The 23,693-nt window shown below is 42.3% G+C and carries 25 protein-coding genes and 2 tRNA genes; 9 read left to right on the forward strand and 18 right to left on the reverse strand.

Annotation, left to right across the window (positions count from 1 at the left end; translation table 11 throughout):
• The 10 genes from HZA10_08090 to HZA10_08135 all read right to left on the reverse strand — a co-directional run.
• Window positions 1-204: hypothetical protein (locus HZA10_08090; protein ID MBI5196268.1), on the reverse strand; the 204-nt coding region annotated here is incomplete at its 3' end.
• A gap of 96 nt (window positions 205-300) precedes the next feature.
• Entirely contained in the window at window positions 301-927 is a 627-nt protein-coding gene (gene rsxE, locus HZA10_08095; GenBank protein MBI5196269.1) for an electron transport complex subunit RsxE, read from the reverse strand.
• A complete protein-coding gene (locus HZA10_08100; GenBank protein ID MBI5196270.1) occupies window positions 911-1,519 on the reverse strand; it encodes an FMN-binding protein in 609 nt (202 codons plus the stop codon). The genes rsxE and HZA10_08100 overlap by 17 nt, the downstream gene beginning before the upstream one ends.
• Before the next feature lie 115 nt (window positions 1,520-1,634).
• Window positions 1,635-2,648 carry an RnfABCDGE type electron transport complex subunit D gene (locus HZA10_08105; protein MBI5196271.1) on the reverse strand — a complete coding sequence of 338 codons (1,014 nt, stop codon included), beginning with the start codon at window positions 2,646-2,648 and terminating at the stop codon, window positions 1,635-1,637.
• 7 nt (window positions 2,649-2,655) lie between these two features.
• Window positions 2,656-2,841 (reverse strand): hypothetical protein, encoded by a 186-nt coding sequence (locus tag HZA10_08110; GenBank protein MBI5196272.1) that lies wholly within the window; start codon window positions 2,839-2,841, stop codon window positions 2,656-2,658.
• Window positions 2,838-4,148, reverse strand: a complete 1,311-nt coding sequence (rsxC, locus tag HZA10_08115) for an electron transport complex subunit RsxC (protein MBI5196273.1) — start codon at window positions 4,146-4,148, stop codon at window positions 2,838-2,840. The genes HZA10_08110 and rsxC overlap by 4 nt, the downstream gene beginning before the upstream one ends.
• A 132-nt stretch (window positions 4,149-4,280) precedes the next feature.
• Window positions 4,281-5,639, reverse strand: coding sequence for an ATP-dependent protease ATPase subunit HslU (gene hslU, locus HZA10_08120; protein MBI5196274.1), 1,359 nt, complete (start codon window positions 5,637-5,639; stop codon window positions 4,281-4,283).
• A gap of 19 nt (window positions 5,640-5,658) precedes the next feature.
• Entirely contained in the window at window positions 5,659-6,195 is a 537-nt protein-coding gene (gene hslV, locus HZA10_08125; protein ID MBI5196275.1) for an ATP-dependent protease subunit HslV, read from the reverse strand.
• Window positions 6,196-6,199: 4 nt separating this feature from the next.
• A complete protein-coding gene (gene xerC, locus HZA10_08130; GenBank protein MBI5196276.1) occupies window positions 6,200-7,096 on the reverse strand; it encodes a tyrosine recombinase XerC in 897 nt (298 codons plus the stop codon).
• Between the two features lie 94 nt (window positions 7,097-7,190).
• On the reverse strand, window positions 7,191-8,384 hold the full coding sequence (locus HZA10_08135; GenBank protein MBI5196277.1) for a DUF401 family protein: 1,194 nt from the start codon (window positions 8,382-8,384) through the stop codon (window positions 7,191-7,193).
• A gap of 123 nt (window positions 8,385-8,507) precedes the next feature.
• On the opposite strand from HZA10_08135, the gene HZA10_08140 reads away from it, so the two are divergent.
• Entirely contained in the window at window positions 8,508-9,419 is a 912-nt protein-coding gene (locus HZA10_08140; protein MBI5196278.1) for a menaquinone biosynthesis protein, read from the forward strand.
• A gap of 206 nt (window positions 9,420-9,625) precedes the next feature.
• Here the strand turns inward: HZA10_08140 and HZA10_08145 are convergent, their stop codons facing one another.
• The 3 genes from HZA10_08145 to uvrC form a co-directional block, all read right to left on the reverse strand.
• The gene (locus tag HZA10_08145) at window positions 9,626-10,411 is read right to left on the reverse strand and encodes a hypothetical protein (protein MBI5196279.1); all 786 of its coding nucleotides are present in this window, start codon (window positions 10,409-10,411) and stop codon (window positions 9,626-9,628) included.
• A 100-nt stretch (window positions 10,412-10,511) separates the two neighbouring features.
• The gene (locus HZA10_08150; protein ID MBI5196280.1) at window positions 10,512-11,444 is read right to left on the reverse strand and encodes a carbohydrate kinase family protein; all 933 of its coding nucleotides are present in this window, start codon (window positions 11,442-11,444) and stop codon (window positions 10,512-10,514) included.
• Window positions 11,445-11,828: 384 nt separating this feature from the next.
• Window positions 11,829-13,628, reverse strand: a complete 1,800-nt coding sequence (gene uvrC / locus HZA10_08155; protein ID MBI5196281.1) for an excinuclease ABC subunit UvrC — start codon at window positions 13,626-13,628, stop codon at window positions 11,829-11,831.
• Window positions 13,629-13,929: 301 nt separating this feature from the next.
• Here uvrC and HZA10_08160 point away from each other — a divergent pair, with 301 nt between their 5' ends.
• The 4 genes from HZA10_08160 to HZA10_08175 all read left to right on the forward strand — a co-directional run bounded on the left by HZA10_08160 (window position 13,930) and on the right by HZA10_08175 (window position 16,296).
• Entirely contained in the window at window positions 13,930-14,154 is a 225-nt protein-coding gene (locus HZA10_08160) for a DUF4258 domain-containing protein (GenBank protein ID MBI5196282.1), read from the forward strand.
• A 25-nt stretch (window positions 14,155-14,179) separates the two neighbouring features.
• On the forward strand, window positions 14,180-14,407 hold the full coding sequence (locus HZA10_08165; protein MBI5196283.1) for a type II toxin-antitoxin system MqsA family antitoxin: 228 nt from the start codon (window positions 14,180-14,182) through the stop codon (window positions 14,405-14,407).
• Between the two features lie 104 nt (window positions 14,408-14,511).
• On the forward strand, window positions 14,512-14,859 hold the full coding sequence (locus HZA10_08170; protein ID MBI5196284.1) for a transcriptional regulator: 348 nt from the start codon (window positions 14,512-14,514) through the stop codon (window positions 14,857-14,859).
• Between the two features lie 12 nt (window positions 14,860-14,871).
• Window positions 14,872-16,296 (forward strand): aldehyde dehydrogenase family protein, encoded by a 1,425-nt coding sequence (locus tag HZA10_08175; protein ID MBI5196285.1) that lies wholly within the window; start codon window positions 14,872-14,874, stop codon window positions 16,294-16,296.
• 171 nt (window positions 16,297-16,467) lie between these two features.
• On the opposite strand, the gene HZA10_08180 is transcribed toward HZA10_08175, so the two are convergent.
• Complete coding sequence (locus HZA10_08180) at window positions 16,468-17,040, reverse strand: aminodeoxychorismate/anthranilate synthase component II (GenBank protein ID MBI5196286.1); 573 nt, start codon at window positions 17,038-17,040, stop codon at window positions 16,468-16,470.
• A gap of 268 nt (window positions 17,041-17,308) precedes the next feature.
• Window positions 17,309-18,790: an anthranilate synthase component I gene (trpE, locus tag HZA10_08185; GenBank protein ID MBI5196287.1), complete on the reverse strand. Its 1,482-nt coding sequence runs from the start codon at window positions 18,788-18,790 to the stop codon at window positions 17,309-17,311.
• A 218-nt stretch (window positions 18,791-19,008) separates the two neighbouring features.
• Between trpE and HZA10_08190 the strand changes: the two genes are divergently transcribed.
• Window positions 19,009-19,083: transfer RNA gene (locus HZA10_08190), tRNA-Gly, on the forward strand.
• Window positions 19,084-19,135: 52 nt separating this feature from the next.
• Here HZA10_08190 and HZA10_08195 read toward each other — a convergent pair.
• From HZA10_08195 to HZA10_08205, 3 genes are all read right to left on the reverse strand, one after another.
• Window positions 19,136-19,432: a type II toxin-antitoxin system RelE/ParE family toxin gene (locus HZA10_08195; GenBank protein ID MBI5196288.1), complete on the reverse strand. Its 297-nt coding sequence runs from the start codon at window positions 19,430-19,432 to the stop codon at window positions 19,136-19,138.
• Window positions 19,429-19,710, reverse strand: coding sequence for a type II toxin-antitoxin system Phd/YefM family antitoxin (locus tag HZA10_08200; protein MBI5196289.1), 282 nt, complete (start codon window positions 19,708-19,710; stop codon window positions 19,429-19,431). Before HZA10_08200 ends, HZA10_08195 begins: the two co-directional genes overlap by 4 nt.
• 321 nt (window positions 19,711-20,031) lie before the next feature.
• On the reverse strand, window positions 20,032-20,403 hold the full coding sequence (locus HZA10_08205) for a hypothetical protein (protein ID MBI5196290.1): 372 nt from the start codon (window positions 20,401-20,403) through the stop codon (window positions 20,032-20,034).
• Between the two features lie 213 nt (window positions 20,404-20,616).
• On the opposite strand from HZA10_08205, the gene HZA10_08210 reads away from it, so the two are divergent.
• The 3 genes from HZA10_08210 to HZA10_08220 all read left to right on the forward strand — a co-directional run bounded on the left by HZA10_08210 (window position 20,617) and on the right by HZA10_08220 (window position 23,658).
• Window positions 20,617-20,689: transfer RNA gene (locus tag HZA10_08210), tRNA-Cys, on the forward strand.
• Between the two features lie 117 nt (window positions 20,690-20,806).
• Window positions 20,807-23,059: a transglycosylase SLT domain-containing protein gene (locus HZA10_08215; protein ID MBI5196291.1), complete on the forward strand. Its 2,253-nt coding sequence runs from the start codon at window positions 20,807-20,809 to the stop codon at window positions 23,057-23,059.
• Between the two features lie 329 nt (window positions 23,060-23,388).
• Window positions 23,389-23,658 carry a hypothetical protein gene (locus HZA10_08220; protein MBI5196292.1) on the forward strand — a complete coding sequence of 90 codons (270 nt, stop codon included), beginning with the start codon at window positions 23,389-23,391 and terminating at the stop codon, window positions 23,656-23,658.
• Window positions 23,659-23,693 lie beyond the last annotated feature (35 nt).

Here is a 23,693-nt window from a genome sequence, read left to right on the forward strand (position 1 = left end):
AGGTATCATGATATATTTAAAGACAATCCAGCTTAAGGCCGAACTTATTACCATGACAGCGGTAAAAGTTATGCTCATTCCAACGGCAGTTTCCATCCTCTTTGAGACACCAAAAAAAATGCAAAGCCCCAGGAATCTTGTAAACACAAAATTGTTTATAAGTGATGCCGCTACTACCAGTTCAAAAAGTTTATTAAAGTCCATAATGTTTTCTCCTGCTTGTCATTCCCGCTTAGTCGGGAATCCTTCATAAAGAAAGATTCCGGACAAGCCGGAATGACATTTTTATGCGTATTTTTATCAACCACCCGCCGCTGCCTTGCGTTCAGCCAATTTCATGTCCATCCAGTTGAAAAATCCCATCAGTATGCCGACGGCAAAAAATCCTCCTGCCGGCAGGACCATTATGAGCAGGGGATTGCCTGATACGATAGGGAAACCCCATAATGCGCCCTGTCCCAAAAGCTCTCTGAAAAAGCTGATTATAACCATTGCCAGAAAGAATCCTATGCCCATGCCGAGACCGTCGCTTATTGATGGGATAATCCTGTTTTTTATCGCAAAAACCTCTGCCCTTGCAAAGATTGAGGCAAAAGCAACAATAAGCTGTATATAAAGTCCTATCTGTTTATAAACAGGCCTTGCCCATGCCGCCATTGACATATCAATGATGCTGACATAGCCTGCAATAATCATCATAAATATCGGGATGCGGATTTTTGGATTAATAAAATTTCTTATTAATGAAACAGTGAGATTGACCATTGTCTGAACAAAAATGACCGAAACACCCATAAAAAAACCGTTCTTTAAACTGTTGGTAACGGCAATGGAAGGGCATAAACTTATCGCCATTTTAAATATAGTATTTTCGCTGAATATTCCGTTTTTGATTAATTCCCAGTTGCTTTTATGAATGTGTGCCATGCTGGTGTTCCTTCCCCTGTTCTTCTGTTTTTGCGCCGGACAATTTTCCTTTAAGCATCTCCACGCCCTTTCTTACGCCGTCTTCTGTCACTGCCCGGCTGGAGATTGTAGCGCCTGAAATCGCCTCTACCTTATCCCCTGCTTCTCCTTTTACAACAACAAGCGTATCAACATTTTTGCTTTCAAGGCGTTTCAAAAAATAATCTTTTTCAATCTCATCTCCCAACCCCGGTGTCTCCGCATGATGCAGAATGCTTACCTTTTTAACCGTAAAATTTTTATCAATTGAAACCAAAAAGTTGATGTAACTTGAATAGCCTTTGCCAAACCCCTCAACTATGTAGCCGAGTTCTTCACTGCCTTTTTTAGCGATATAGTATCCGGCATGCTTATGATGCGGCTCCCACTTGCCTATTTCTTCTATCTTATCCGCCTCAGGCATCATTGTCTTAAGCGCCGCCTCTTTTTCCTCAAGCCCCTTTTTATACATTACAGGAGACGTCTTTGCGTACACAAAGGCAATAATCAGCCCTCCGATAAGATATATCACGATGAGGTTAACGGTTATTTTTGCCATGTCTTTTGGTGTCATATTTTGTTCCTTATTAACTACATCTTAAAAAGAAAAAACTTTTTAAAAAATCTGTGTTAATCTGTGCAATCTGTGGCTAAATTCAGTTTTGTTTTTCTCCGTGCCCTCTGTGGTTTTATGTTTTATCTTTTTTCTTCTTTATCGCCCCGAATTGATCTGTTTTTATTCCTCTGTCAATCAGCGGGGCAAAGCAGTTCATAAGCAGTATTGCAAACATAACGCCTTCTGGAAAGCCGCCCTTTAACCTTATCAGCATCGTAATGACTCCGCATCCAATGCCGAATATTACCTGCCCCTTTCTTATTGAAGGGCATGTGACATAATCTGTTGCCATGAAAAATGCGCCGAGCATAAGCCCGCCGCTTAGAAGATGAATGACCGGGTCGCCGGTAAATAGTGCGCCCTTTCCGCCGAATATCCATGCAAGCGCTGCAACTGTTCCGAGAAATGAAAAGGGGATATGCCATGTGATATATCCCCTGTAAATGAGGAATGCCGCTCCGAAAAGCAGCGCGATTGCAGATGTTTCACCGAGCGAGCCGCCCCTGTTTCCGGTAAGGAGCTGCATGTAGAGATGCGCCTTGTCTCCAAAAATTTCCATGAGCTTTCCAATGCCTTCTTCCTTTAAAATGCCCAGAGGCGTTGCAGTTGTTTTTGCATCCATTTTAATAAAAAGCGCAGTCGGCTCTGTCCACACGGTCATTGCCTTGGGCCATGAAATTAGCAAAAAAGCCCTGCCGATGAGCGCAGGGTTAAAGATGTTGTAGCCTAATCCGCCGAAAAGCTGTTTTGTAATGATGATTGCCACAAAAGAGCCGACTATCGGGATGTAAAAGGGAATGGATGGCGGAAGGTTCATTCCAAGGAGAAGCCCTGTTAAAAATGCGCTTCCATCGCTTACCGTGCTGTTTATTTTAAGGGCTTTTTTATAGATGTACTCGGAAAGCACCGACGATCCGATGCTGAGCGATAAAATCCAGAGCGCCCTTGGTCCAAAGAAATAAACAGACATTAAAAATGAAGGCAGCAAAGCCAGATTGACAGTCCACATGATGCGGCTGACAGACTCCTCGCCTTTTACATGAGGACTGACGGAAACTATTAATTCATGTTCTTTCTTCTCAGCCAAGTTTTTTCTACCCGTGACCCCTTGACACCTTAATTTTTATGGTTCTTCCGACTGTTGTGTGGATGTCATTCCCGCAAGCAAAGCGCGTCGGGAATCCTTTTGAGCACCCCTCGGAAAGATTCCGGACAAGCCGGAATGACGGATAGGGGATATGTACCCACAGGAATTCCTGAAGAACTATTTTTATGTTCACGGTTTCACCATAGACTTTGCCAGTCTTATAAACTGCACCATCGGCCTGTTTGAAGGGCAGACGTAGGCGCATGAACCGCACTCAAAACAGTCAAATAAATTGTATTCTTTTGCCTCTTCATAATGACCCTTTTCAGAAAGGATGCTGAGCATTGAAGGGTTAATCCCCATAGGGCATGCGTCTATACAGCTTCCGCATCTTATGCATGAAAAATATTCTTCAGACGGCACATAATCATCATCTGTAAGGGTCAATATACCTGAAGTGCCTTTTACTACTGGGACGTCAAGTCTCCACTGCGCAAATCCCATCATCGGACCTCCGGCTATGACCTTAATAACTTTTTCAGAAAGTCCGCCGCACTGTTCTATGAGTTCTGAAACAAGGGTGCCGATCCGCACGAGCAGATTTTTAGGTTTTTTTATGCCATTGCCGGTTACACTTACGACCCTTTCAATCAGAGGCTTGCCGAAACGCACGGCCTCATAAACTGCAAACGCAGTGCCAACGTTCTGAACTACACACCCAGCATCCATCGGAAGCCCTTTGCTTGGAACTTCCCTGCCTTTGACAGCCTTAATCAGCATCTTTTCAGCGCCCTGCGGATATTTCACCGTGAGGGGCATTACCTCAAGGCACTGCTCCTTTGAAACTGCTGACTTCATCTTTTCAATGGCGTCAGGCTTGTTATTTTCTATGCCGATATAACCGCTGGTTACGCCGAGCGCCTTCATAATAATCTTTAAGCCGCTGACAATCCCTTCAGACTGCTCAAGCATCAGCCTGTGGTCTGCTGTAAGATATGGTTCGCACTCAGCGCCGTTAAGGATGACTGTATCTATTGGTTTTTCCTTAGGCGGCGAAAGTTTGACATTTGTAGGGAAGGCCGCGCCTCCAAGCCCGACTATGCCGGCGTCTTTTATCAGGGTCTTAATTTCTTCGGCGCTTAGATTGAGATAATCCGGATTTTCTTTTAAGGCGAGGCCCTCGTCGTTTCCGTCGCTTTCAATGACAACGGACTGTATCATCCTCCCTGATGAATGAGGGAACTCGGCAATTGCCGTGACCTTTCCTGATATGGAGGCGTGGACAGGCGCTGAGACAAAGCCCTGCGCAGAGCCGATTAACTGATATTTTTTTACAAGGTTGCCGATTTGAACCTCAGGTTTTGCAGGCGCGCCGGTGTGCTGACTTAACGGGAGCACGACCCTCTTAGGCAGGTCAGCCCTTGTAATAGGACTGCCTGAAGTTAATCCTTTTGCTTCTGCAGGGTGTATCCCTCTCTCAAAAGTAGCAAACTTGCTCAATTATCCTAACCTCATTTAGCAGGTCACAGACCTAACTTATAGAAATACCTGTTTTTGGAAAAAGGAAAAACATTAAAGAATAAAATTTAACAAACTTTAATGTCAAGGGTTTTTTAAGTAGGAGGGCGACCGTTACAGAATATACCTGCTTAAATCCTCATTTTTTACAATATCGGACAGTCTTTCTTTGACATACTTGGCATCTATTTTGACGGTGCCGTTTTTTCTGTCCGGGGCGTCAAAGGAGATGTCCTCAAGGAGTTTTTCAAGAATGGTATGAAGCCTTCTTGCGCCTATGTTCTCGGTCTTTTCATTTACCTCTTCGGCAATGCCTGCTATCTCTGCGATTGATTCCTCTTCAAATTTAATCTTAACCCCGTCGGTTTCAAGCAGTGCGATGTATTGTTTGGTCAGCGCATTCTGCGGTTCTTTAAGAATTCTCAGAAATTCCTTTTTGCCGAGGGCGTCAAGCTCAACCCTGATCGGAAATCTCCCCTGCAGTTCGGGGATGAGGTCAGACGGTTTTGCCACATTAAACGCCCCTGCGGCTATGAAAAGTATGTGGTCTGTTTTTACGGGCCCATGCTTTGTAGAGACGGTTGAGCCTTCAACAATGGGAAGCAGGTCTCTCTGCACGCCTTCTCTTGATACATCAGGACCGTAACTTTGTCCTTTGCTTGCTATCTTGTCAATTTCATCAATAAATATGATTCCGTTCTGCTCGGTCCTTACAAGTGCCTCTTTTATTACCTTATCCATGTCAATCAGTTTATTTGCCTCGTCCTGCACAAGAAGCGTCAGCGCCTCAGGGACTTTGAGCTTTTTTCTGCGTGCCTTTTGCGGAAGGAAATTACCGAGCATCTCTTTTAAATTCATCTCCATCTCGTCCATGCCGATATTTGAAACAATGCCGAAGGGCACAACTTTTTCATGCACTTCAACATCCACATATCTCTGGTCCAGCTTGCCTTCTTTAAGCTGCGTCCTTAATTTTTCACGCGTCTCGGTATAGCTTTCCTTCTCCTCTTCTGTCTTTGCAATTGTCTCCGCAGTTGCCGGTTTCCTGCTCATACGCGGAAACGGCAGTAAAAGGTCCAGGAGTTTTTCCTCTGCAAGCGTTTGCGCTTTTTCATAGACTTTTTCCATATGCTCAATCCGGACCATGCTTACCGCCAATCCCGTCAGATCCCTTACCATTGACTCAACGTCCCTGCCTACATAACCGACTTCTGTGAATTTTGAGGCTTCAACTTTTATAAACGGCGCCCCGACCAGTCTTGCAAGCCTTCTTGCAATCTCGGTCTTGCCTACGCCTGTAGGCCCTATCATGAGAATATTTTTTGGAAGCACCTCGTCTCTTAAATCATCCGAGAGCTGCTGCCTCCGCCATCTGTTTCTGAGGGCGATAGCAACGGCCCGTTTTGCCTTGTCCTGTCCGATTACGTATTTATCAAGCTCTGCAACAATTTTTCTTGGTGTAAGGTTATCCATGAAATAATCTGCCTCCGGATTAAATTAGCTCCTCTGTTGAAATCTGCTCATTGGTGTAAATGCATATTTTTGATGTAATCTTCATTGCCTCATTAATGATGTCCTTTGCCTCAAGGTTTGAGTGCAGCATAAGCGCCTTTGCCGCCGCCTGCGCATAGGGACCTCCAGAGCCGATGGCGGCGATGCCGTCTTCAGGCTCAAGCACGTCGCCGTTGCCTGATATGATAAAGGTATGCTCCCTGTCCGCTACAATCAAAAGCGCCTCAAGCCTTCTGAGTATTTTATCTGTCCGCCAGTCTTTGGCAAGCTCTACTGCCGCCCGTGTAATATTGCCCCTGTAGGTTTCAATCTTTGCCTCAAATTTTTCAAAAAGGGTGAACGCATCAGCAGTTGCGCCGGAAAAACCGGCAATTACGTTATCGTTGTACATCCTTCTGATTTTTTTTGCGTTATGTTTAATTACCGTCTGTCCGAGAGTTACCTGCCCGTCTCCGGCAATTGCTACCTTCCCGTTTTTCCTTACGCAGAGAATTGTTGTTCCATGAAACATCTTCATCTCCTTAATTCTTAACTTTTAACTTTTCACTGTTTTTTGCCCTCGGGTGCGCCTTGTCGTAAACCTCCATGATATGGGCAATGTCCACATGGGTGTATTTCTGTGTTGTTGAAAGCGATGAATGCCCCAGCAATTCCTGGATTGTCCTCAGGTCAGCGCCGCCGTGAAGCATGTGAGTCGCACAAGTGTGTCTTAAGGCGTGGGGACCTAAGTGATTCTTAAGCGCGACCATCCTGCTGTACTTTACTACTATACGTCTGACGCTCCTGTCTGTCAACCTTTCACCGCGGTTATTCAGAAACAGCGCCTGTGATTTTTTCTTTATTGCGATTCTTTCAGGAAGATAATTCTTAAGCGCATCAACTGCTTTTGACCCGATAGGGACTATTCTCTCTTTTTTCCCTTTTCCCTTGACCCTCAAAAGGAACTCTTTCATGTCAAAATCATTCATGTCAAGAGTTGTCAGCTCTGATACCCTGAGCCCTGATGAGTAAAGGAGTTCAAGTATGGCTTTATCCCTGGACATGCTGAATGTCTCGCCCTTTGGGGCATCTACAAGCGAAAATACCTCGTCAATCGTGAGAAATTTTGGCAGGGCTTTAGGAACTTTAGGGCTTGAGACGAGTTTAGCGGGATTTTTTTTGACAATGCCTTCCCTGTTTAGGAACTTGAAGAAAGACCTGATGGTTGCAAGCTTTCTTGCAATGGAGGTCTTTTTGAGTTTTCTGCTGTAAAGTGATGCAAGAAAGCTTCTTATGTCCAGATTGTCAATTTCCTGTGGTTTTTTGTCCATAAATGAAAAAAACTCTTCAAGGTCTTTATTGTATGCCCTGAGGGTGTGGATAGATACGTCACGCTCCGCCCTTAGTGAAATGTTGAATTGCTCAATGTATTTGTTCAAATTTGTTTGCTCCACTTAAAAATATATTCTAACAGGTCAGAGTTGAGATGGCACAATGTTTTTTTACTCATCCTCCATCCTTCAACCTTCATCCTTACGATATCCTCATAAAATATCCAGCCAGAGCCGCAAGCAGAATTAATAAAACTCCCTTGATTATTTTCCGGTATATCCCTGCCATTTCAGCCTTAAAGTACTCTCTTGTAAGCACAAGGCACAGATGGACAGGTGAGAGCAGGACGCCTGTGTAGCCGGAGGCAAATGCAAATGAGATAGAGGCTATATTCTGCGTATTTTCAAGACCTAAGATTATCGGGAATGTACTGCCTACAAAACCTACTGTCAGCCCTGTGAGCAGTCCTGAAATAAATGGGATGATGAAAAGCACCGGCAGTGCAGGAATCCCTTTTTCCGAAAAAAAAGTGCTTATATTTAATACCGCGCCTGAGGCATTGAGCACTGCCTTGAATGTCATTACGCCTAAGATGATTGCGATAATCTCAAAGGAAAATCCCTCCCTGATTGTTACCGTGATATCCTTGAAGGAATATCTTAAAAATATGAACAATCCTAAAATCACGGCTCCCATGCTCAAAGAGATATCAACATGGAAAAATATCACCATAATTAAAATTAAACTCAGCGGCAGAAAACTCATCAGTCCGCGTACTGTGATTGTCTTAAAGCCTTCTTTATGAACTCCCACTCCTTTAAGTCCCCAGAGAATTCCGCCTATGATTAGACAGACGGAGTAGGGCAGGTTTGCAATTATAAGGCTTCTCAGCGGATATCCAGAAATCGCAGATGCGAGGACAACGCCGGGATAAAGCGGAAGTATGAACTCCCACGGGTGTCTGAACCAGTAATTGATGAACGCCTTTTTTTCAGGGGAGACTTTAATCTCCTTTGACGCCTCTTCAACCATAGGCGCTGAAAAAAGGGCGCCGCCCATAGACGGCAAAAGCCCTATCAGTGCAGGCATTGACGCCATCAAAATTCTCCTGTCCATAACCATTCCCCTGAATGAGTCCATCATTTCCTGCATCAGTCCTTTTTCCCTTGTAATGTTTTCAAATATTCTTATCAGTGTAAGGGCAATTGCAAGCATGAGCGTCGTCTTATCAGTGACTGCTTTTAATAAAGCCCTGAGAAAGTCTCCGGGCGCAAGCAGGTAAAAAACCGACAGGATGACTGAAGATAAAACCATTACAAGCCCTAAGTTCCAGCGCTTTTTCAGCAGCAGGACGATGATTGCGAATACAGCTGTTATTTTCAGTATGTCAGGCATGAAGTATATTAAGTGTCAGAGTGTCAAAGTGTCAAAGTGTTAGAGTGTCAGAGTGTCAAAGCATCAGAGTGTCAAAGCGTCAAAATGAAAAAATAAAAACAAGTTTTATGCTAAAATTACCGAGTGCCTATCAAAGCGTCAAAGTGTCAGAGTGTCAGAAAAAAATCCACTCTCAGAATCGGCAAAATTCCGTATGCCAATTTGTTTCCTATTTATCACTATCTTGAGGACAAATGCAGAAATGCAGGATATAAGTTTGTCAAAGGTGTGCCGTCCGCACTGAATAAAAAGCTGAGAGATGGGGAAATAGACATAAGTCCGTCGTCATCCATAGAATTTTTAAAATGCAGAGATAAATATTCAATCGTACCGTGGCTTTCTTTAAGCGCCGAAGGCCCTGTATGCAGTATTTTTTTATTTTCAAAATACCCGTTGGAATCGCTTGATAATAAAACCATTGCAGTTTCTTCCCAGTCTGAAACTTCCGTCGCTCTGCTTAAAATTATTCTCAGGGATTTTTATTCACTCAAGTGCAAATTCACAGAAGTAAACAGCAGTTCTGTCAGAAAGATACTTTCTGATTTTTCCGCCTGCCTGCTTATCGGAGACGATGCGATGAAGGCGAGAAAGGCCGTAGCCGGCAAGGATGAAGGAACAAAGCTGAAGGATGAAAAACAACTTCTTCATAATTCAACTTTCAACCTTCAACCTTCAACCCTCCATGTTTACGACCTTGGTGAATTATGGTTTAAACACACAGGCCTGCCGTTTGTATTTGCACTCTGGATTGTAAAGAAGAAGACCCTTTCTGAGAAAAAAGAGCTTATCATAAGCTTCACATCTGATTTAGTTCGGGCGAAGGAGTATGCATACAAAAAATTTTCCCTAATTGCAAAACATGCATCCCATAAGAAATGGCTTAGTGAAAAAGAACTTGTTCAGTACTGGAAATGCATTTCGTATGATTTTACGGACAGGCATATGAAAGGGCTTTGCTTGTTTGAGAGGCATGCACTTGGTAAAAAACGTTTTTAAACACACGCCTCTTAATGAAGGTAACAAAGGCATATATCCCTTCAAAACTTTAAGAATACAACCATAATTATTATCTGTCATGCTGCAAAAAGTTTTAAGCATTTGCTTTCTGAACTATTTGTAAAAAGGCAGCATGACATTTAAGGTGTTGCCTTAAAGTTTTTCAGGCACACATGCCTTTGTTATATATTGCTTTTAATACAGCGTTACTTCAGCGCATTTAACGCTTTTCTGTGAAGTAATTCATTTGCTGATGCAAGGATAGGGGAAATCTTCTCAATACCGACGGGAATCTTATCTAAGCTTTTTCCGTCTAAATCTGTAACAATCCCGCCGGCTTCTTTGACAAGCAGATAACCTGCCGCAAAATCAAAACTCCTTGACGGCGAGGGTGTTATAAACATACTGACTGCGCCCTGAGCAAGAAACGACATGTCAAGGGCAGTTGAGCCGAGGCATCGTGTCCTGTGGAAAAGGGAGAACAGGGGCATGATTTTTGGAATGTCGGTTTTCGGTGTTTGAGCCTCATAAGCGATTACACGGCACAAATCATCCTGCTGAGTTTTAATTGACACTCCATTTATGAAACTACCGCCGCCCTTTACTGCCCAGAATTCATCTCCATTAATTAAATTTATCACATAACCTAATTTGGTATGTTCAAGCGTATCACCTTCAATGACTGCGATTGATGTTGAAAACAAAGGCAGTCCTGATACCGCATTTTTACTTCCGTCAATGGGGTCTATCAGAAGTTTCAAACCGCCGCCTTTTATGTCTTTAAATCCATATTCTTCTGATATGATTGTAACGGGCTTGTTGATTTTTTCTATTTCCTCAAAGATTATTTCTTCGGCGCACTTGTCAATGGGATATGTCTTGTCGCCGCCTGCGCCTTTGCCGAGGGGCGCGCCTCCGTAAAATTTCTGCACAAGCGGAGGAAGCTCCTGCCGCAGGCGTCTGCCGATTTTTCTTAAATCCTCTATATCCATAGTTTATCTTTAGACTCAAGCCTTTTTAAGCTCATGCTCGCTTCCTATAATCATAATCTTTTTATCTTTTAACACATCCATTATAAAACCATCTCGTCTCTTACATCTCTCCGAAATTATCCCTGTATCTTTCAGCGAATTCTTTATTGGTATAACTATGTTCCTGCGTCCCGTAATACTCTATTGCGTATGTTGCGGCTACGGCGCCCATTTTGGCGGCAGTCTGGAGGTCTTTGCCTGTGACCATGCCTTTAAGCAGTCCTGCCCTGAACGCATCGCCTGCGCCGGTTGGGTCCATGACTTCATTGACCTTGGCTGATGAAATATTTGTATCTGACTTGCCGTCGCTGATAAGCGAGCCTTTTTCTCCGAGCGTAGTGACGATTGTTTTTGTAAGTTTCAACAACCCTTTTTTGTCCAGCCCGGTCATGTTCATAACCATCTCAAGCTCATAGTCATTTGTTATAAGCATCATTGAGCCTTTAATCCACTCAATCAGCGCATTCTTTTCCCATGCCGTAAGCGACTGCCCCGGGTCGCAGATATAGCTAATCCCTTTTTCTTTATATACGCTTGCATAGTTAATCATGTCCTGAAGATTTCCGGGCGCAATAATCGCAATTGAATCATTAGGGTTTATACTGCCGAATTTATATTCGGATTTGTATTTCATTGAGCCGGGGTTAAATCCTGTTATCTGGTTGTCGGACTTGTCGGTGGTTATGTATGCGCCGGCGGTAAATTCTTCATTAATTATCTTAATCCCCTCAAGTGAGAGACTATTTTTTTTCAGCCACTCAAAATAACGGTCATAGTCTTTGCCTATGGTTGCAAGAATGACAGGGTTTTCGCCGAGGAGGCTGAGAGAATAGGCGATATTGCCAGCCGTACCTCCGAATTTTTCAATCATTTTGTTGACGGTAAAGCATACATTCAGGATGTGAATCTTGTCAGGCAGGATATGGTCTGCGAATTTTCCCGGGAAATCCATAATCCTGTCATATGCCATTGAGCCGGAAACGTAAATCTGCATGAAGCCTCCTTTTAGTAGTGCTCAGGAATATATGCCTTCAAAACTTTAGAAAGCAACTTGCCTGCCGGCAAATATTATTAAATGTCATGTTGCAAATGTTAAGCCTTTTTGCTCAGGACACTGATTTAAAAGGCAACATGACTCTAATGTGTTGCACTAAAGTTTTTCAAACATATATCCCTGAGCACTCTTTATATTCAGTGGTATATATGTCCGAAAAAGGTTAGCAGCGACACTTTAACAATGCCATATTGCAATAGTAAAAAGTCAAACTTATTTGGTAAAACTTATCAGGCAATATGGCATCACAAGAATTTTGTCGCATTGCTAAAATTTTGAGGGCATGTATACTACTGATATACACTGAGTTTCAGTATAATTTTATTATTTTACTCCCTCAAGAACCTTTTCTGCTATTTTTTTATTAAATCCCTTTATCCCCGCAATGTCATCATGCGATGCTTTTCTTATATTATCAATGCTCCCGAAATGCTTTAAAAGCGCAAGCCGGCGCTTTTTCCCTATGCCCTTAATCTTCTCAAGCGGCGATTCAAGCGTCCTTTTTGCCCTTAATTTTTTATGATAGCTTATTGCAAACCGGTGAACCTCGTCCCTTATCCGCTGAAGCAGGTGCGTTGAGGCTGATGCCGGCTCCAGAGGTATGGCTGTCGTCTTTCCGGGAAGAAAAATCCTGTCGGCTTTTTCTTCTTTTGCCTTTGCAATTGCGGCTATTTCTACCGGAAGGGCCAAGGGCTTAATCGCTTTCAGCGCTGATTCAAGCTGTCCCCTTCCTCCGTCAATCAGGAATAATTGCGGCAACCCTTCTCCCTTCTCAGACATGCTGCGAAAATGCCTGCCGACCACTTCACCTATCATAGCAAAATCATCAATGCCTCCAACAGTTTTAATTTTAAACAGCCTGTAATCATCCTTAGCAAAACTGCCGTCTTCCCATACGACAACGGCGCCTACCGCCTCAGAGCCTGAGATATTGGAAACATCAACAGCCGCAATCCTTTTCGGGACTGCCTTTAGACTAAGAAGTTTTTTTAATGATATGAGAACCTCACTGGTTTTTGTCTCTTTATGACCGATGAATGAATGAAGGGCATTGTCAGATGCCATCTTAAAGACTTCTTTCTCTTCTTTGCTTTTTGCAGGCAGGAGTTTAACCCTGCCGTCTCTTTTTTTACTTAACCAGAGCCTCTGAGTTTCAAAACTGTCTCTGACAGGCAGAATAATTTTTGGAGGTATCAAAATTTCTTTGGAATAAAACTGTTCAATAAAACCTGCCGTCAGCTCTTTGTCATCTATGCCTTTGAGGTTTTTAAGAAAAAAATTTTTCTGTCCTATGACCATGCCGTTTCTTACAAACAGCATGAATATTAACGCATTATCATGTTCCCTATACATTCCTATCATATCCATATCGCCTAATCCCGGGGAGATGACCCTTTGCGTTTCCCATGCCCTCTCGAGTATTTTAATTCTGTCCCTTAATTCTCCGGCTTCCTCATATCTTAATTCATCTGAAAGTTTTTGCATTTTTTCCTGAAGGCTTATGAGAAGTTTTTTGTTTTCTCCCTGTAAAAAAAGCCGAATTTCTTTAACAATTTCAGCGTATCTTTGCCTGTGTTCAGGCTCCCTGAGATCCTCTGCACAAGGGGCAAGGCATCTGCCTATCTGATACTGGATGCACGGTCTGAACGACTTCTCAAGATTGTACTTGCATTGCTTTAACGGAAAGGTGCGCCTGATAAATTTCAATGTCTCCCACATTATTCCTGCGGGCACGTAGGGACCGAAGTATAACGCACCGTCTTTTGTGATTTTCCTTACTACCTCAAGTCCGGGCCAGTCTTCATTGACTGTGAGTTTGAGGTAGGGATAATTCTTATTGTCTCTTAGAATTATGTTGTATCCGGGCCTGAATCTTTTTATGAAATTAGCCTCAAGCACAAGCGCCTCAAGCTCATTATCAGTGACGACATAATCAAAGTCCCTGATCTCCTTGACCATTGCGGATTTTCTTGTATCAAGGGATACTGACTTTTGAAAGTATGACCTGAGCCTGTTTCGCAGGTTCTTGGCTTTGCCGACATAAATCACGCGCTCTTTGGAGCCTTTCATTATGTAGATGCCGGGAGAAAAGGGGACTTTATTTAATTTCTCCTTAAGGTCCATAAGGTAAATTATACCTCATTAGACATTTCTTTTAAGTCGTCATTGCCTGAAAATACCCCTCTTTGACAAAGAGGGGCGAGGGGAGATTTTATGAATAAGTTATTTGTTTTTAGAATCCCCCTTTACCCCCCTTTTACAAAGGGGGGAGAGAAAATTTCATTCTCCTTTATGCAATCAAGGCTGTAAAAACAGCTTAATTTTTTGTTTGACAATACAAAGGGTTTGGTCAATAATTAGAGCGGTAAAAGTTTTTTGTGATAAGAAATAAGTTTAAGAAGCAAAAGAATTCTATGCATATATTATGACTATCCATGGAGAAGAAGAAATGGATAATGATTCCTTGTCTATTTTTGACGTTGAACACTGTATTCTCACCGGGAAAATTTTAGAACGCCAAAAAGATAAAGCCACTATGGAATGGAAATACCGTATAAATGGTAAATCTCTTTCAGGCGGTGAAGCAGAAGTTGTTGTTAAAATAAGTCCAACAGGCAAGCTGGTTATCATTACGGTGTATGTGACATAATATAAATATGGCGGGAGGGAGACAAATGATTTGTGATGTTTGCAGTAAAGAGGGTGCTCGTATCCGCAGGGTTGCAAGGACATATGGTAAGGGCAAAGGCATTTTGGTCATAGAGAATGTCCCTATTGTAACTTGTCCTCACTGTGGAGAAAGTTATCTTGAGGCAGAGACGCTTCATGAAATTGAGCGCATTAAGCTGCACAAAAAGAGTTTTGCGGTTAAACGCTCAGTTCCTGTAGTTGAATTTGCTTAAAGTAAGGAGTGCCCTCAACACATAACAAGTGCACAAGCGGCAAACATGACCCGTGCACAGCATATTATCGGCTGACTGCCTTGTTTTACCTGCAAGGATTATCTATGAAAGTGAAGCCCAAAAAGCCTTTTGTCCCGGTTGAAAGAAAAGACACGCTGAGGCATGGGATAATTGCGCTTATTGAAGGAAACGCACTCACTGCAAAGGAGATTTCAGCTGCAATCAAAATCTCTGAGAAGGAAGTTTATGAGCATCTTGAGCACATACGGATGACATTAAACAGGCACGACCGCCGGCTTTCTGTTTCGCCTGCTGAATGTAAAAAATGCGGTTTTATTTTTGAAAAAAGGGAGAAACTGAAAAAACCCGGCAAATGTCCTGAGTGCAAGGGTGAGTCCATTTATTATCCTGTATTTAATATTACCGCAAACCGACTATTCTTTTATATGTGATAGAATAATCTTATGAAAGACAAATACCCCCTGCTTCTTGGCGGCAGGCATGTTGAAACAACAGATTTTTTAAATGTAATAAATCCGTTTAACGGCAAGCAAATCACAAGTGTTTGCCGTGCGTTGCAAAAAGAGGCAGAAACAGCAATTGATATTGCTGACAAGGCAAAAGACATTATCTCAAAAATGCCTTCGCATGAAAAAGCCGGTATCCTCTCAAACATCTCCAATGGAATCAGCGCAAAAAAGGAAGAGCTTGCAAAGATTATTACTTTGGAATGCGGCAAGCCAATTTCAGATTCAAGGGCAGAGGTTGACAGGGCGGCGCTCACGTTTCAAATCGCCGCTGAAGAGGCATCAAGAATCGGCGGAGAACTTATTCCTTTGGACAGGAATAAAATCTCTGAAGGCAGATGGGGCATGACAAGGAGATTTTCTGCAGGCCCGGTATTCGGCATTGCGCCCTTTAATTTTCCATTAAATCTCGTCAGCCATAAGATTGCGTCGTCCATTGCCGCAGGCAATCCAATAATACTTAAACCTGCGTCAAAGACGCCTGTTACCGCGCTGATGCTCGGAGATATTATTATGGATTCAGGTTTGCCTGAAGGATGCCTCAGCATAATTCCTTGCAGTAATGAGGTCGCCGGAAAGATTGTCACAGATGAAAGGATTAAGGTATTCAGCTTTACAGGCAGTGCATCAGTCGGCTGGAGTTTAAAATCAAAGGCAAATCAGAAAAAGGTGATTCTTGAGCTTGGCGGGAACGCCGGTGTCATTATTGATGAAGCCTGCGACCTTGAATATGCGACATCAAGATGCGTCACAGGCGCTTTTTCATATTCCGGACAGGTTTGTATCTCGGTGCAGAGGATTTATATTCATGAGAAGGTCTATGAAAAATTTCAGGAGAGTTTTCTTAAAAAGGTTAAGACGTTGAAAATAGGAGATCCCCTTGATGAATCTACAAACATAGGGCCGATGATAAATGCTGAAAATATTTTGCGTGTTGAGGCATGGATTAAAGAGGCGGTGGACAAAGGCGCAACCGTGCTTACAGGCGGAAAAAAGAACGGCAATTTTTACGAGCCTACTGTGCTTGGAAATACAACGCCGGAGATGAAGGTCAACTGCATGGAGGTGTTTGCGCCGATTGTGACTCTGACAAAGATTAAGGACTTTAAAGAAGGGCTGGATGCCGTTAATAATTCTATTTACGGGCTGCAGGCAGGGGTGTTTACGGACAATTTAAAACATGCTTACACGGCATTTGAAGCCCTTGAAGTTGGAGGGGTTATTATCAATGATGTACCGGCATACAGGGTTGACCATATGCCTTACGGCGGGGTAAAGATGTCAGGCTTTGGGCGTGAAGGGATAAAATACGCAATTGAGGAGATGACGGAGCTGAGGCTCATGGTGGTGAATCTGAAGTAGGAATACTGCGAATAATGCAATTAACTTAATTAACACGGCATTTGCAAGGAGGCAAGGTACATAAAAATCTCTTAGAAATGCAATGACTAATTATTGAGATACCATGCGGCAATTGATGAAGGTTTTAATTGTTTTAATAGCAAAATGGAATGAGGATGGGGATTTTGAAGGCTAAACCTGTCTAAGCCTTAAGAAATTTCTGAGCAGGTCCTTCCCGACCTTTGTAAGTATTGACTCGGGATGGAACTGGACGCCTTCAATCACATATTTCTTATGCCTTACACCCATAATTTCGTCTTTGTCAGTCCATGCAGTTATCTCAAGGCAGTCAGGCAGTGTTTCTTTTTTTATAATCAATGAATGATACCTTGTTGCCTCAAAGGGGTTTGGAAGCCCTTCGAAAATTGTTTTTCCGTCGTGATGGATGATGGAAGTCTTTCCATGCATTAATCTCGGGGCGCTTATTATTTCACCGTCAAAGGCAGCGCCTATTGACTGATGCCCGAGGCATACGCCAAGAATCGGGACTTTTCCTGCAAAATGTTTTATCACATCTATTGAAATTCCTGCCTCTTTCGGCGTGCATGGTCCAGGTGAAATAACTATCCGCCTAGGATTTAGTTTTTCAACCGCAGGGATTGAGGTCTTATCATTTCTGAAGACGCGGATGTCTTCTCCAAGCTCGCCTAAATATTGAACGAGGTTATAGGTGAAAGAATCGTAATTGTCTATCATTAAAAGCATAATTTTAAACTCCTACCTTATGTATAAGCAGGCATAGATACCTTCAAAAACTTTAGAAAAGCAACAAGATTTATTTAGATGCTATGTTGCAAATATTTGAAGGTTTTCATCTAAATCCATACGTTTAACTATTGCAACATATCATATCAGATGTGTTGCAATAAAGTTCTTTCAGGCATCAACGCCTGCTTAACGCTTAATGCCTACCTCTTAACAAATAACAAATAACTTTTAACCTGCCCAAAAAACCGGCAGGTAAGCTCTTAACTTAACTAAGATTATTCTCCGCCATTTCAACTGCCTTGAACATCCCTTTTGCCTTGTTTACCGTCTCTGTGTATTCATTTTCAGGTACGGAATCAGCCACTAATCCGGCTCCTGCCTGTATGTAAGCTTTTTTGCCTTTAAATATTATAGTCCTGATTGTAATGCACATGTCCATGTTTCCTGAGAAATCAAAATACCCGACGCATCCTGCATATGGTCCGCGTTTTGTCGGCTCAAGCTCTTCAATAATCTCCATTGCGCGTATCTTTGGCGCGCCCGTTACCGTCCCTGCAGGAAAGGATGCCCTCAGCACGTCAAATGCATCAAGACCATTGTGGAGTTTGCCTGTGACATTAGAGACGAGATGCATTACATGCGAATACCGTTCAACAGTCATTAATTCAGTAACATTCACAGAGCCGGTGACTGCAACCCTTCCCACATCATTCCTTCCGAGGTCTACGAGCATGATGTGCTCTGCCAGCTCTTTTGGGTCAGCCTTAAGCTCTTGCTCAAGCCGCTTGTCTTCTTCAGCGGTATTCCCCCTTTTCCTGGTCCCTGCAATGGGCCTCAGCTCTATCGTATTGCCCTCAAGTCTTACAAGTATTTCAGGGGATGAGCCAACAATGGCGCTTTTCCCTGTTTCAATATAATACATGTAAGGCGATGGATTAATTACCCTTAAAGCGCGGTAGGCATTTATCGGATGAATATCAACGTCCCTCTGGAAATTCTGTGACAGCACCACCTGAATAACATCGCCTGCCGTCACATAATCCTTTGCCTTTTCAACTGCCTTTAGAAAATTCTCTTTTTTGAAATTGGATGTAAACTGTTTTTGTTCACCGACACCGGCACTGACACTTTTTTCTTTTGGCGGCACTGCCCTTGATTTCAATTTCTTCTCTATGCTTTCTATCTTTTGAATTGCCTCGTCATAGGCTTTTTTTGCGTTTTTGCCGTCTGTATGTGCATTTGATATGACCTTTATTTTCTGCGTCAAGCCGTCAAAAACCAGCAAAGTATCAGTAAGCATCAGGAATAAATCAGGAAGGTTCAGTCCCGCAAGATGTTTGTCAGGGAGCTTCTCAAAATGCCTTACCGTGTCATAGCCGATATAGCCGACAAATCCTCCGAAAAATCTTGGAAGACCGAGCATGGTTACTGGCTTGTATTTTTTTAATTCATCAGAGATAACCTTTAAAGGGTCGTCTGTTTTAATTTTTTCTTTTTGAAGCCCTCTTTTAACTATCAGGTTTTTCCCTTTTCCCTCAATTATCACAGACGGGTTGCCTCCGATAAAGGAGTACCTGGCCCATTTTTCACCACCTACCACGCTTTCAAGCAGAAAGCCTGTTTTTACCTTTAATTTAAGATAGGCGGAAAGCGGCGTTTCAAGGTCAGCAAGGATTTCCTTGTAGACCGGAATGAGGTTGCCTTCTTTTGCCTTTTCTTCAAATTCCTTGAAATCAGGGTAAAACATTTAGTATTATAACCTAACAGACAGTGAAAAGTTAAAAGTGAAGAGTGAAAAATGTTTCTGTCATTCCGTGCCTGACACGGAATCCAGACGTCTTCCCTTTGAAAATGGATTTAAACCACTAGATTCCCCGATCAAGTCGGAGAATGACGTGTTTTAACTTTACACTTTTAACTTTTAACTTGGAAATTTGTCCCGAAGTTTCGGGACAAATTTCCGTTGCGGGTGTAGCTCAGTGGTAGAGCACAACCTTGCCAAGGTTGGGGTCGCGGGTTCGAATCCCGTCGCCCGCTCCATTTTTAAAATAGTTAAGAGTGCAGAGTATATTTAATTTGGTGCATTGAAATGTTATGCCATGATTTCATCTGTCGGTAAGATTTGCTTCCCATGCCGGACTGTAAGAATAGAGATTTGTTTTTCTTCTATCCTGCAAATAATTCTATAATTGCCGTAGATTAATTCTTTAATTGTCCTGCTGTTGATTTCCGGAACTATTCGCCCGCTTCCCGGAAACGATTTTAGTTGTTCTACTTTAGCGAAAACCGTATCAATCCAGTTTTCTGCCATAATCATATTGTCATGGGCTATATATTCTGCGATCTCGCGTGCCCTTTCTATGGCAAGAGGAGACCATATTATTTTCATTTTTTGATCCTGCTAAGCACGGCTGCTTTAGCATCGTTATGTTTAATCCCTTGTCCGCCTTCAATCTGGTTAATAGATGTTTGTATATCCTGAAGGAGTTCAATCCTTTCCTGCATTGACTCAAATTCATCAGCGTCAAGCAAAACAGCCACGCCTTTCCCATGCTGCGTAATAATAAGCGGACGTTTTGTATCATGTATTTTTTTAATAAAGGAAGCGATTCCAGTCCTAAATTCAGACATCGGTCTGATATCTTCATTGACTTTTAATCTTTTCATATATCACCTCGTACAATATAATGTACATTATACCGTACTATATATGACATAAGCAAATTTTATTTTGGGACATAATCTCATGGTTCTCCCGCAGCGGAGCGAAGGGGGAATCACGACTTAACGGGATGTCTTTTGTTTCAGAGATGGAAATAAAAAACGGGGCACTGTTTCCCTATTTTACTAAGAAAATAGAACCGTCCCCTTTTCTATTTCTCCCCTTTTCTATTTCTTTGGATACTTTCTTTGGTGGTCAAAGAAAGTATCTCCACTGGAAGGGCATATTAAAATATAGAATGGATAGTCTATATATGGGAGCAGAAGCTACACGGCTATCTCAAATGCTATTTTGTCATAGCTAATGACAGGCGCTATCTTTTTGTTCTCTGCCTTCTTCTCAATCAATCCCATATGCTCTAAATAGTCCACGTCCTCAGCTATATTTTTAATGTCTCTTTTTGTTATTCTTGCAAGCTCATGCAAAGAAGAAGGTTTTTTAATCCTGATAATGTGCAGTAGTTCAAGCCTTTTAGGCGTTAATGCCTTTCTGAATGCCTCAAAACTTGTGAAGTATATCTCAGGCTCTGTTACAGGCTTTAATTTCTCCCCACGTTCAATCTTTTTCACAGTCTCTTTGACATCATTAAAAACATTGTTGATGCTCTTAATCCTGATTTCCACTTTTTTAATCTTCATGTTGAACCCTTATGGTTTGCCGTCGTCTGTTGGTAGTTTAAACCAACAAAAAAAGATATGTCAATAGAACCATGCTTACAGGTAAGGACAGACGGAAGAAGGAAGCATTGGCAAAGAAATGGTGAAATTTGTTAAACTTTAAAGACCGTTATGCGTTAAGCGTGATGAGTACTAAGTAATAAACCCATAACGCATTACGGGTTACAGATTACCGGCGGCGTACCCAAGTGGCTAAGGGGGAGGTCTGCAAAACCTTTATGCAGCGGTTCAAATCCGCTCGCCGCCTTCACTTTTTTAATACAGTTAACAGTTGACGGATGACAGATGACAGTGAACGGTAATCAGTGAACTGCCTGCCAAAGCAGGCTTGCCTGCCGTAAAGTTTTTAAGCTAATATAATTCAATGCATCCGGTATTAGTTAAGCCACGTTTTCTTATCGCAGTTTTTTTTATACTGCTTGTTTTTTTATCTCCATTAGTCTGTTTTGCCTCTGACCTGGATAATAAACCTTCTGCGGTTGTAAAGGACGATTCTCAGGAGCAGATTAAGGAGCAATTTAAAAAGGCAGTTGAATTAAGCAGAACAGGCTCTTATAAGGATGCAGAGGAAATTCTTTTAAAATTAACAGGCGATAATTTATGGAAGGGTAAGGTGTATCTTTTGCTCGGCAGGATTTACAAGGAGCAGAATTTATTTGATAAGGCTGAAGAGCGTTTAATTTATGCTGTCGGTTCCTGTCCCCTGCTTAAGGACTATGCCTTAAAACTGCTGACTGATGTATATATTTCCGCAGAAAAATTTGATAAAGCCGTTGAGACTGCGCGGCAGATACAGCACAAGGTTCTTTTAAAAGATGCAAGAAAATCTGAGATTACAGCGCTGTTTAAGGCAAAACGTGAAGACGAGACAATGGACCTGCTTCAGCGCTTCACCAAAGATTATTCAAATGAATGGGAGTTGAGATTAACTCTTGCACGGCTTTTAAAAAATCACAACAAAACCGATGAGGCTGTCAGTTTGTTCAAAAAAATATACATTAATGCAGTTCCAGTATCCGCTGACGCCTTATGGGAATTAAAAGATATGAAGGCAGACACATTTACTTCAGAGGAACTTCTGAAGAGGGCGGATAATCTTTTTGATAAGGGTAATTTTCAGAGGGCGGAGGAAACTTACAGGGAAGTTCTTAAAGGACAGAAGTCAGAATCCAGAACCCAGAACCTGCCTACCGGACAGGCAGGCACAGACTACGGAACACAGAAGGCAGAATCCAGAATTCAAAATCCAGAATCAAAAAGCATTATAGACAAAAACAAGATTATTTTTTCAATAGGGATGTGCCAGTTCAGATTAAGGCAATATGACAAGGCGGCTAAAAATTTTGCATCAGTCAACACCCCTGAGGCAATGTTTTGGGAGGGCAGGGCGTATAACAGGATTAATGATGAAGAAGGCTTTGGCAGGATTATCAAAAAATTTGAAAAAGAATATCCCTTGGATGAACGCCTTGCTAAACTGCTTCTCATATCAGCGGACAATCTGAGGGAGGCAGGCAAAGCAACAGAGGCGGGGGAAATATTCAAGAGAATTATAAAAGATTTTCCGCAGATGACAGAGGATGCCCTCTGGGGGCTTGGATGGATGAGCTACACATTGCAGGATTACAAATCCGCCTCAGAATATTTTTCAAAACTGTCCGTATCTTCCAATGGAGATAATCAAAAAAAATATCTTTACTGGCAGATGAAAAGTATTCAGAAATCAAGTGAAAACTGTGCGAAGGCTAAGGTTGAAGGCAAAAACGCTGATGAGCGGTGTCCTGAAAAAGACGAGGCTGTGTTAACAAGAATTTCTGAAGGCAGCGGGTATTACAATTATCTTGTTAAATCCAGCGCTGTACCGGCAGGTCCTCTTGAAAATTCAGGACAGCCTGCAGGCATCAAGCGCGGGGGCGTATTTACTCAAAGGCCTGATGGAGAGTCTTATGAAAGGATTGAAGCGCTTATATCCTTAGACATGAAGAATGATGCGGCAAATGAAATAAATGCAGTTATTCAAAAGGTGCTCAAGCCCGAAGAGTTTTTATATCTCGGCTATACGGCAATGAGCATAGGAGAGTACAGGAAAATAATTGCACTGACAGAAGAAATTCAAAAGGATGAATTTCTTCCAATGGCATATCCGCTTGGCTATTGGGACATTGTGAAAATGGCTTCTGAGCGTGAAAATGTGGATGCCTATCTTGTGACTGCAATAATAAGGGAAGAAAGCCGTTTTGACCCTGCCGCTACGTCTAATGCCGGGGCGCTTGGTCTTATGCAGCTTATGCCTGCTACCGCGCAGAGATTTAAAAGTAAGGTCAAGATAGAGCTGAAGGATAATTCGGATATTTACGATGCTGAAAAAAATATTCTGATAGGCGCTCATTACCTGTCATGGCTTATTAAAGAATTTAAAGCCCTGCCTTATGCGATTGCCGCTTATAACGCAGGGGAAAGTGTATTGCAGAAATGGCTGGACCAGAACGGCAAAAAAGAGATAGACGAATTTATTGAGGAAATTCCATATGCCGAGACAAGAAAATATGTTAAGAAAGTGTTAAAAAGCTACTGGCAGTACAGGGCCATGGAAGGACTGCCTGCTGCGGCGTTTTAGTTAGAGAATTCCTCGTCGGGGAGATACCTCTATAGTTATCATTCCCGCGTGTTTTAAGCGGGAATCCAGAGATTTTTTTAAAGGGAAATGGATTCCCCAATTAAATCGGGGAATGACATTTTTAAACATATTTTCAGAGCAATGACGGATTTAAAGGTATTTTCGGTTCAATGACGGACAAGGGTGATTTTCAAACTCCTTTGTAATCCATGTACTTCGGCTTAACGGGGTTTACTTTTTGGCAGTATTTTGATAAGTTACAAGCCATGCAACAGAGCATGTTTGCGTTTTTTGAGGAGAAGGAAGGGCATTTAAAGGAGGATTCACATATGGATAAAGTGCAGATGCTTGAGGAGAAAATTTTAAAGGTGGTTGACAGGATTAAGGGATTAACAGATGAAAACAAAACGCTGAATTCAAGGGTAAAAACGCTTGAAGATGAGCTTAAGAAGAAAGAAAGCCAGCTTGAATCTTTAAAGTATAATACAAAGGAGATCGACAAGCTGAGCGCTGATTTAAATAAATTGCAGCAGGAGAAGGAAGGCACAAAGGGTCAGATAGAATCAATACTGAAGGAGCTTGAATCAGTAGGGCTGTAAAAAACAAAGGGGTCAAGTGATAAAGGATTCAAGGG

The organism is Nitrospirota bacterium (assembly GCA_016212185.1).
Classification (GTDB): Bacteria; Nitrospirota; Thermodesulfovibrionia; order UBA6902; family DSMQ01; genus JACRGX01.

What these genes read in the sequence shown, in the direction of transcription:
- HZA10_08220 (MBI5196292.1), top strand. Translation starts at nt 23,389, where the DNA reads ATGGATAAAGTGCAGATGCTTGAGGAGAAAATTTTAAAGGTGGTTGAC.
- HZA10_08135 (MBI5196277.1), bottom strand. Translation starts at nt 8,384, where the DNA reads ATGCCTGACATACTGAAAATAACAGCTGTATTCGCAATCATCGTCCTG.
- HZA10_08215 (MBI5196291.1), top strand. Translation starts at nt 20,807, where the DNA reads ATGCATCCGGTATTAGTTAAGCCACGTTTTCTTATCGCAGTTTTTTTT.
- HZA10_08180 (MBI5196286.1), bottom strand. Translation starts at nt 17,040, where the DNA reads ATGCTTTTAATGATAGACAATTACGATTCTTTCACCTATAACCTCGTT.
- HZA10_08170 (MBI5196284.1), top strand. Translation starts at nt 14,512, where the DNA reads ATGAAAGTGAAGCCCAAAAAGCCTTTTGTCCCGGTTGAAAGAAAAGAC.
- HZA10_08160 (MBI5196282.1), top strand. Translation starts at nt 13,930, where the DNA reads ATGACTATCCATGGAGAAGAAGAAATGGATAATGATTCCTTGTCTATT.
- HZA10_08145 (MBI5196279.1), bottom strand. Translation starts at nt 10,411, where the DNA reads ATGGATATAGAGGATTTAAGAAAAATCGGCAGACGCCTGCGGCAGGAG.
- HZA10_08175 (MBI5196285.1), top strand. Translation starts at nt 14,872, where the DNA reads ATGAAAGACAAATACCCCCTGCTTCTTGGCGGCAGGCATGTTGAAACA.
- HZA10_08150 (MBI5196280.1), bottom strand. Translation starts at nt 11,444, where the DNA reads ATGCAGATTTACGTTTCCGGCTCAATGGCATATGACAGGATTATGGAT.
- uvrC (MBI5196281.1), bottom strand. Translation starts at nt 13,628, where the DNA reads ATGGACCTTAAGGAGAAATTAAATAAAGTCCCCTTTTCTCCCGGCATC.
- trpE (MBI5196287.1), bottom strand. Translation starts at nt 18,790, where the DNA reads ATGTTTTACCCTGATTTCAAGGAATTTGAAGAAAAGGCAAAAGAAGGC.
- HZA10_08205 (MBI5196290.1), bottom strand. Translation starts at nt 20,403, where the DNA reads ATGAAGATTAAAAAAGTGGAAATCAGGATTAAGAGCATCAACAATGTT.
- hslU (MBI5196274.1), bottom strand. Translation starts at nt 5,639, where the DNA reads ATGGATAACCTTACACCAAGAAAAATTGTTGCAGAGCTTGATAAATAC.
- HZA10_08100 (MBI5196270.1), bottom strand. Translation starts at nt 1,519, where the DNA reads ATGACACCAAAAGACATGGCAAAAATAACCGTTAACCTCATCGTGATA.
- hslV (MBI5196275.1), bottom strand. Translation starts at nt 6,195, where the DNA reads ATGAAGATGTTTCATGGAACAACAATTCTCTGCGTAAGGAAAAACGGG.
- HZA10_08195 (MBI5196288.1), bottom strand. Translation starts at nt 19,432, where the DNA reads ATGAAAATAATATGGTCTCCTCTTGCCATAGAAAGGGCACGCGAGATC.
- rsxE (MBI5196269.1), bottom strand. Translation starts at nt 927, where the DNA reads ATGGCACACATTCATAAAAGCAACTGGGAATTAATCAAAAACGGAATA.
- HZA10_08165 (MBI5196283.1), top strand. Translation starts at nt 14,180, where the DNA reads ATGATTTGTGATGTTTGCAGTAAAGAGGGTGCTCGTATCCGCAGGGTT.
- HZA10_08200 (MBI5196289.1), bottom strand. Translation starts at nt 19,710, where the DNA reads ATGAAAAGATTAAAAGTCAATGAAGATATCAGACCGATGTCTGAATTT.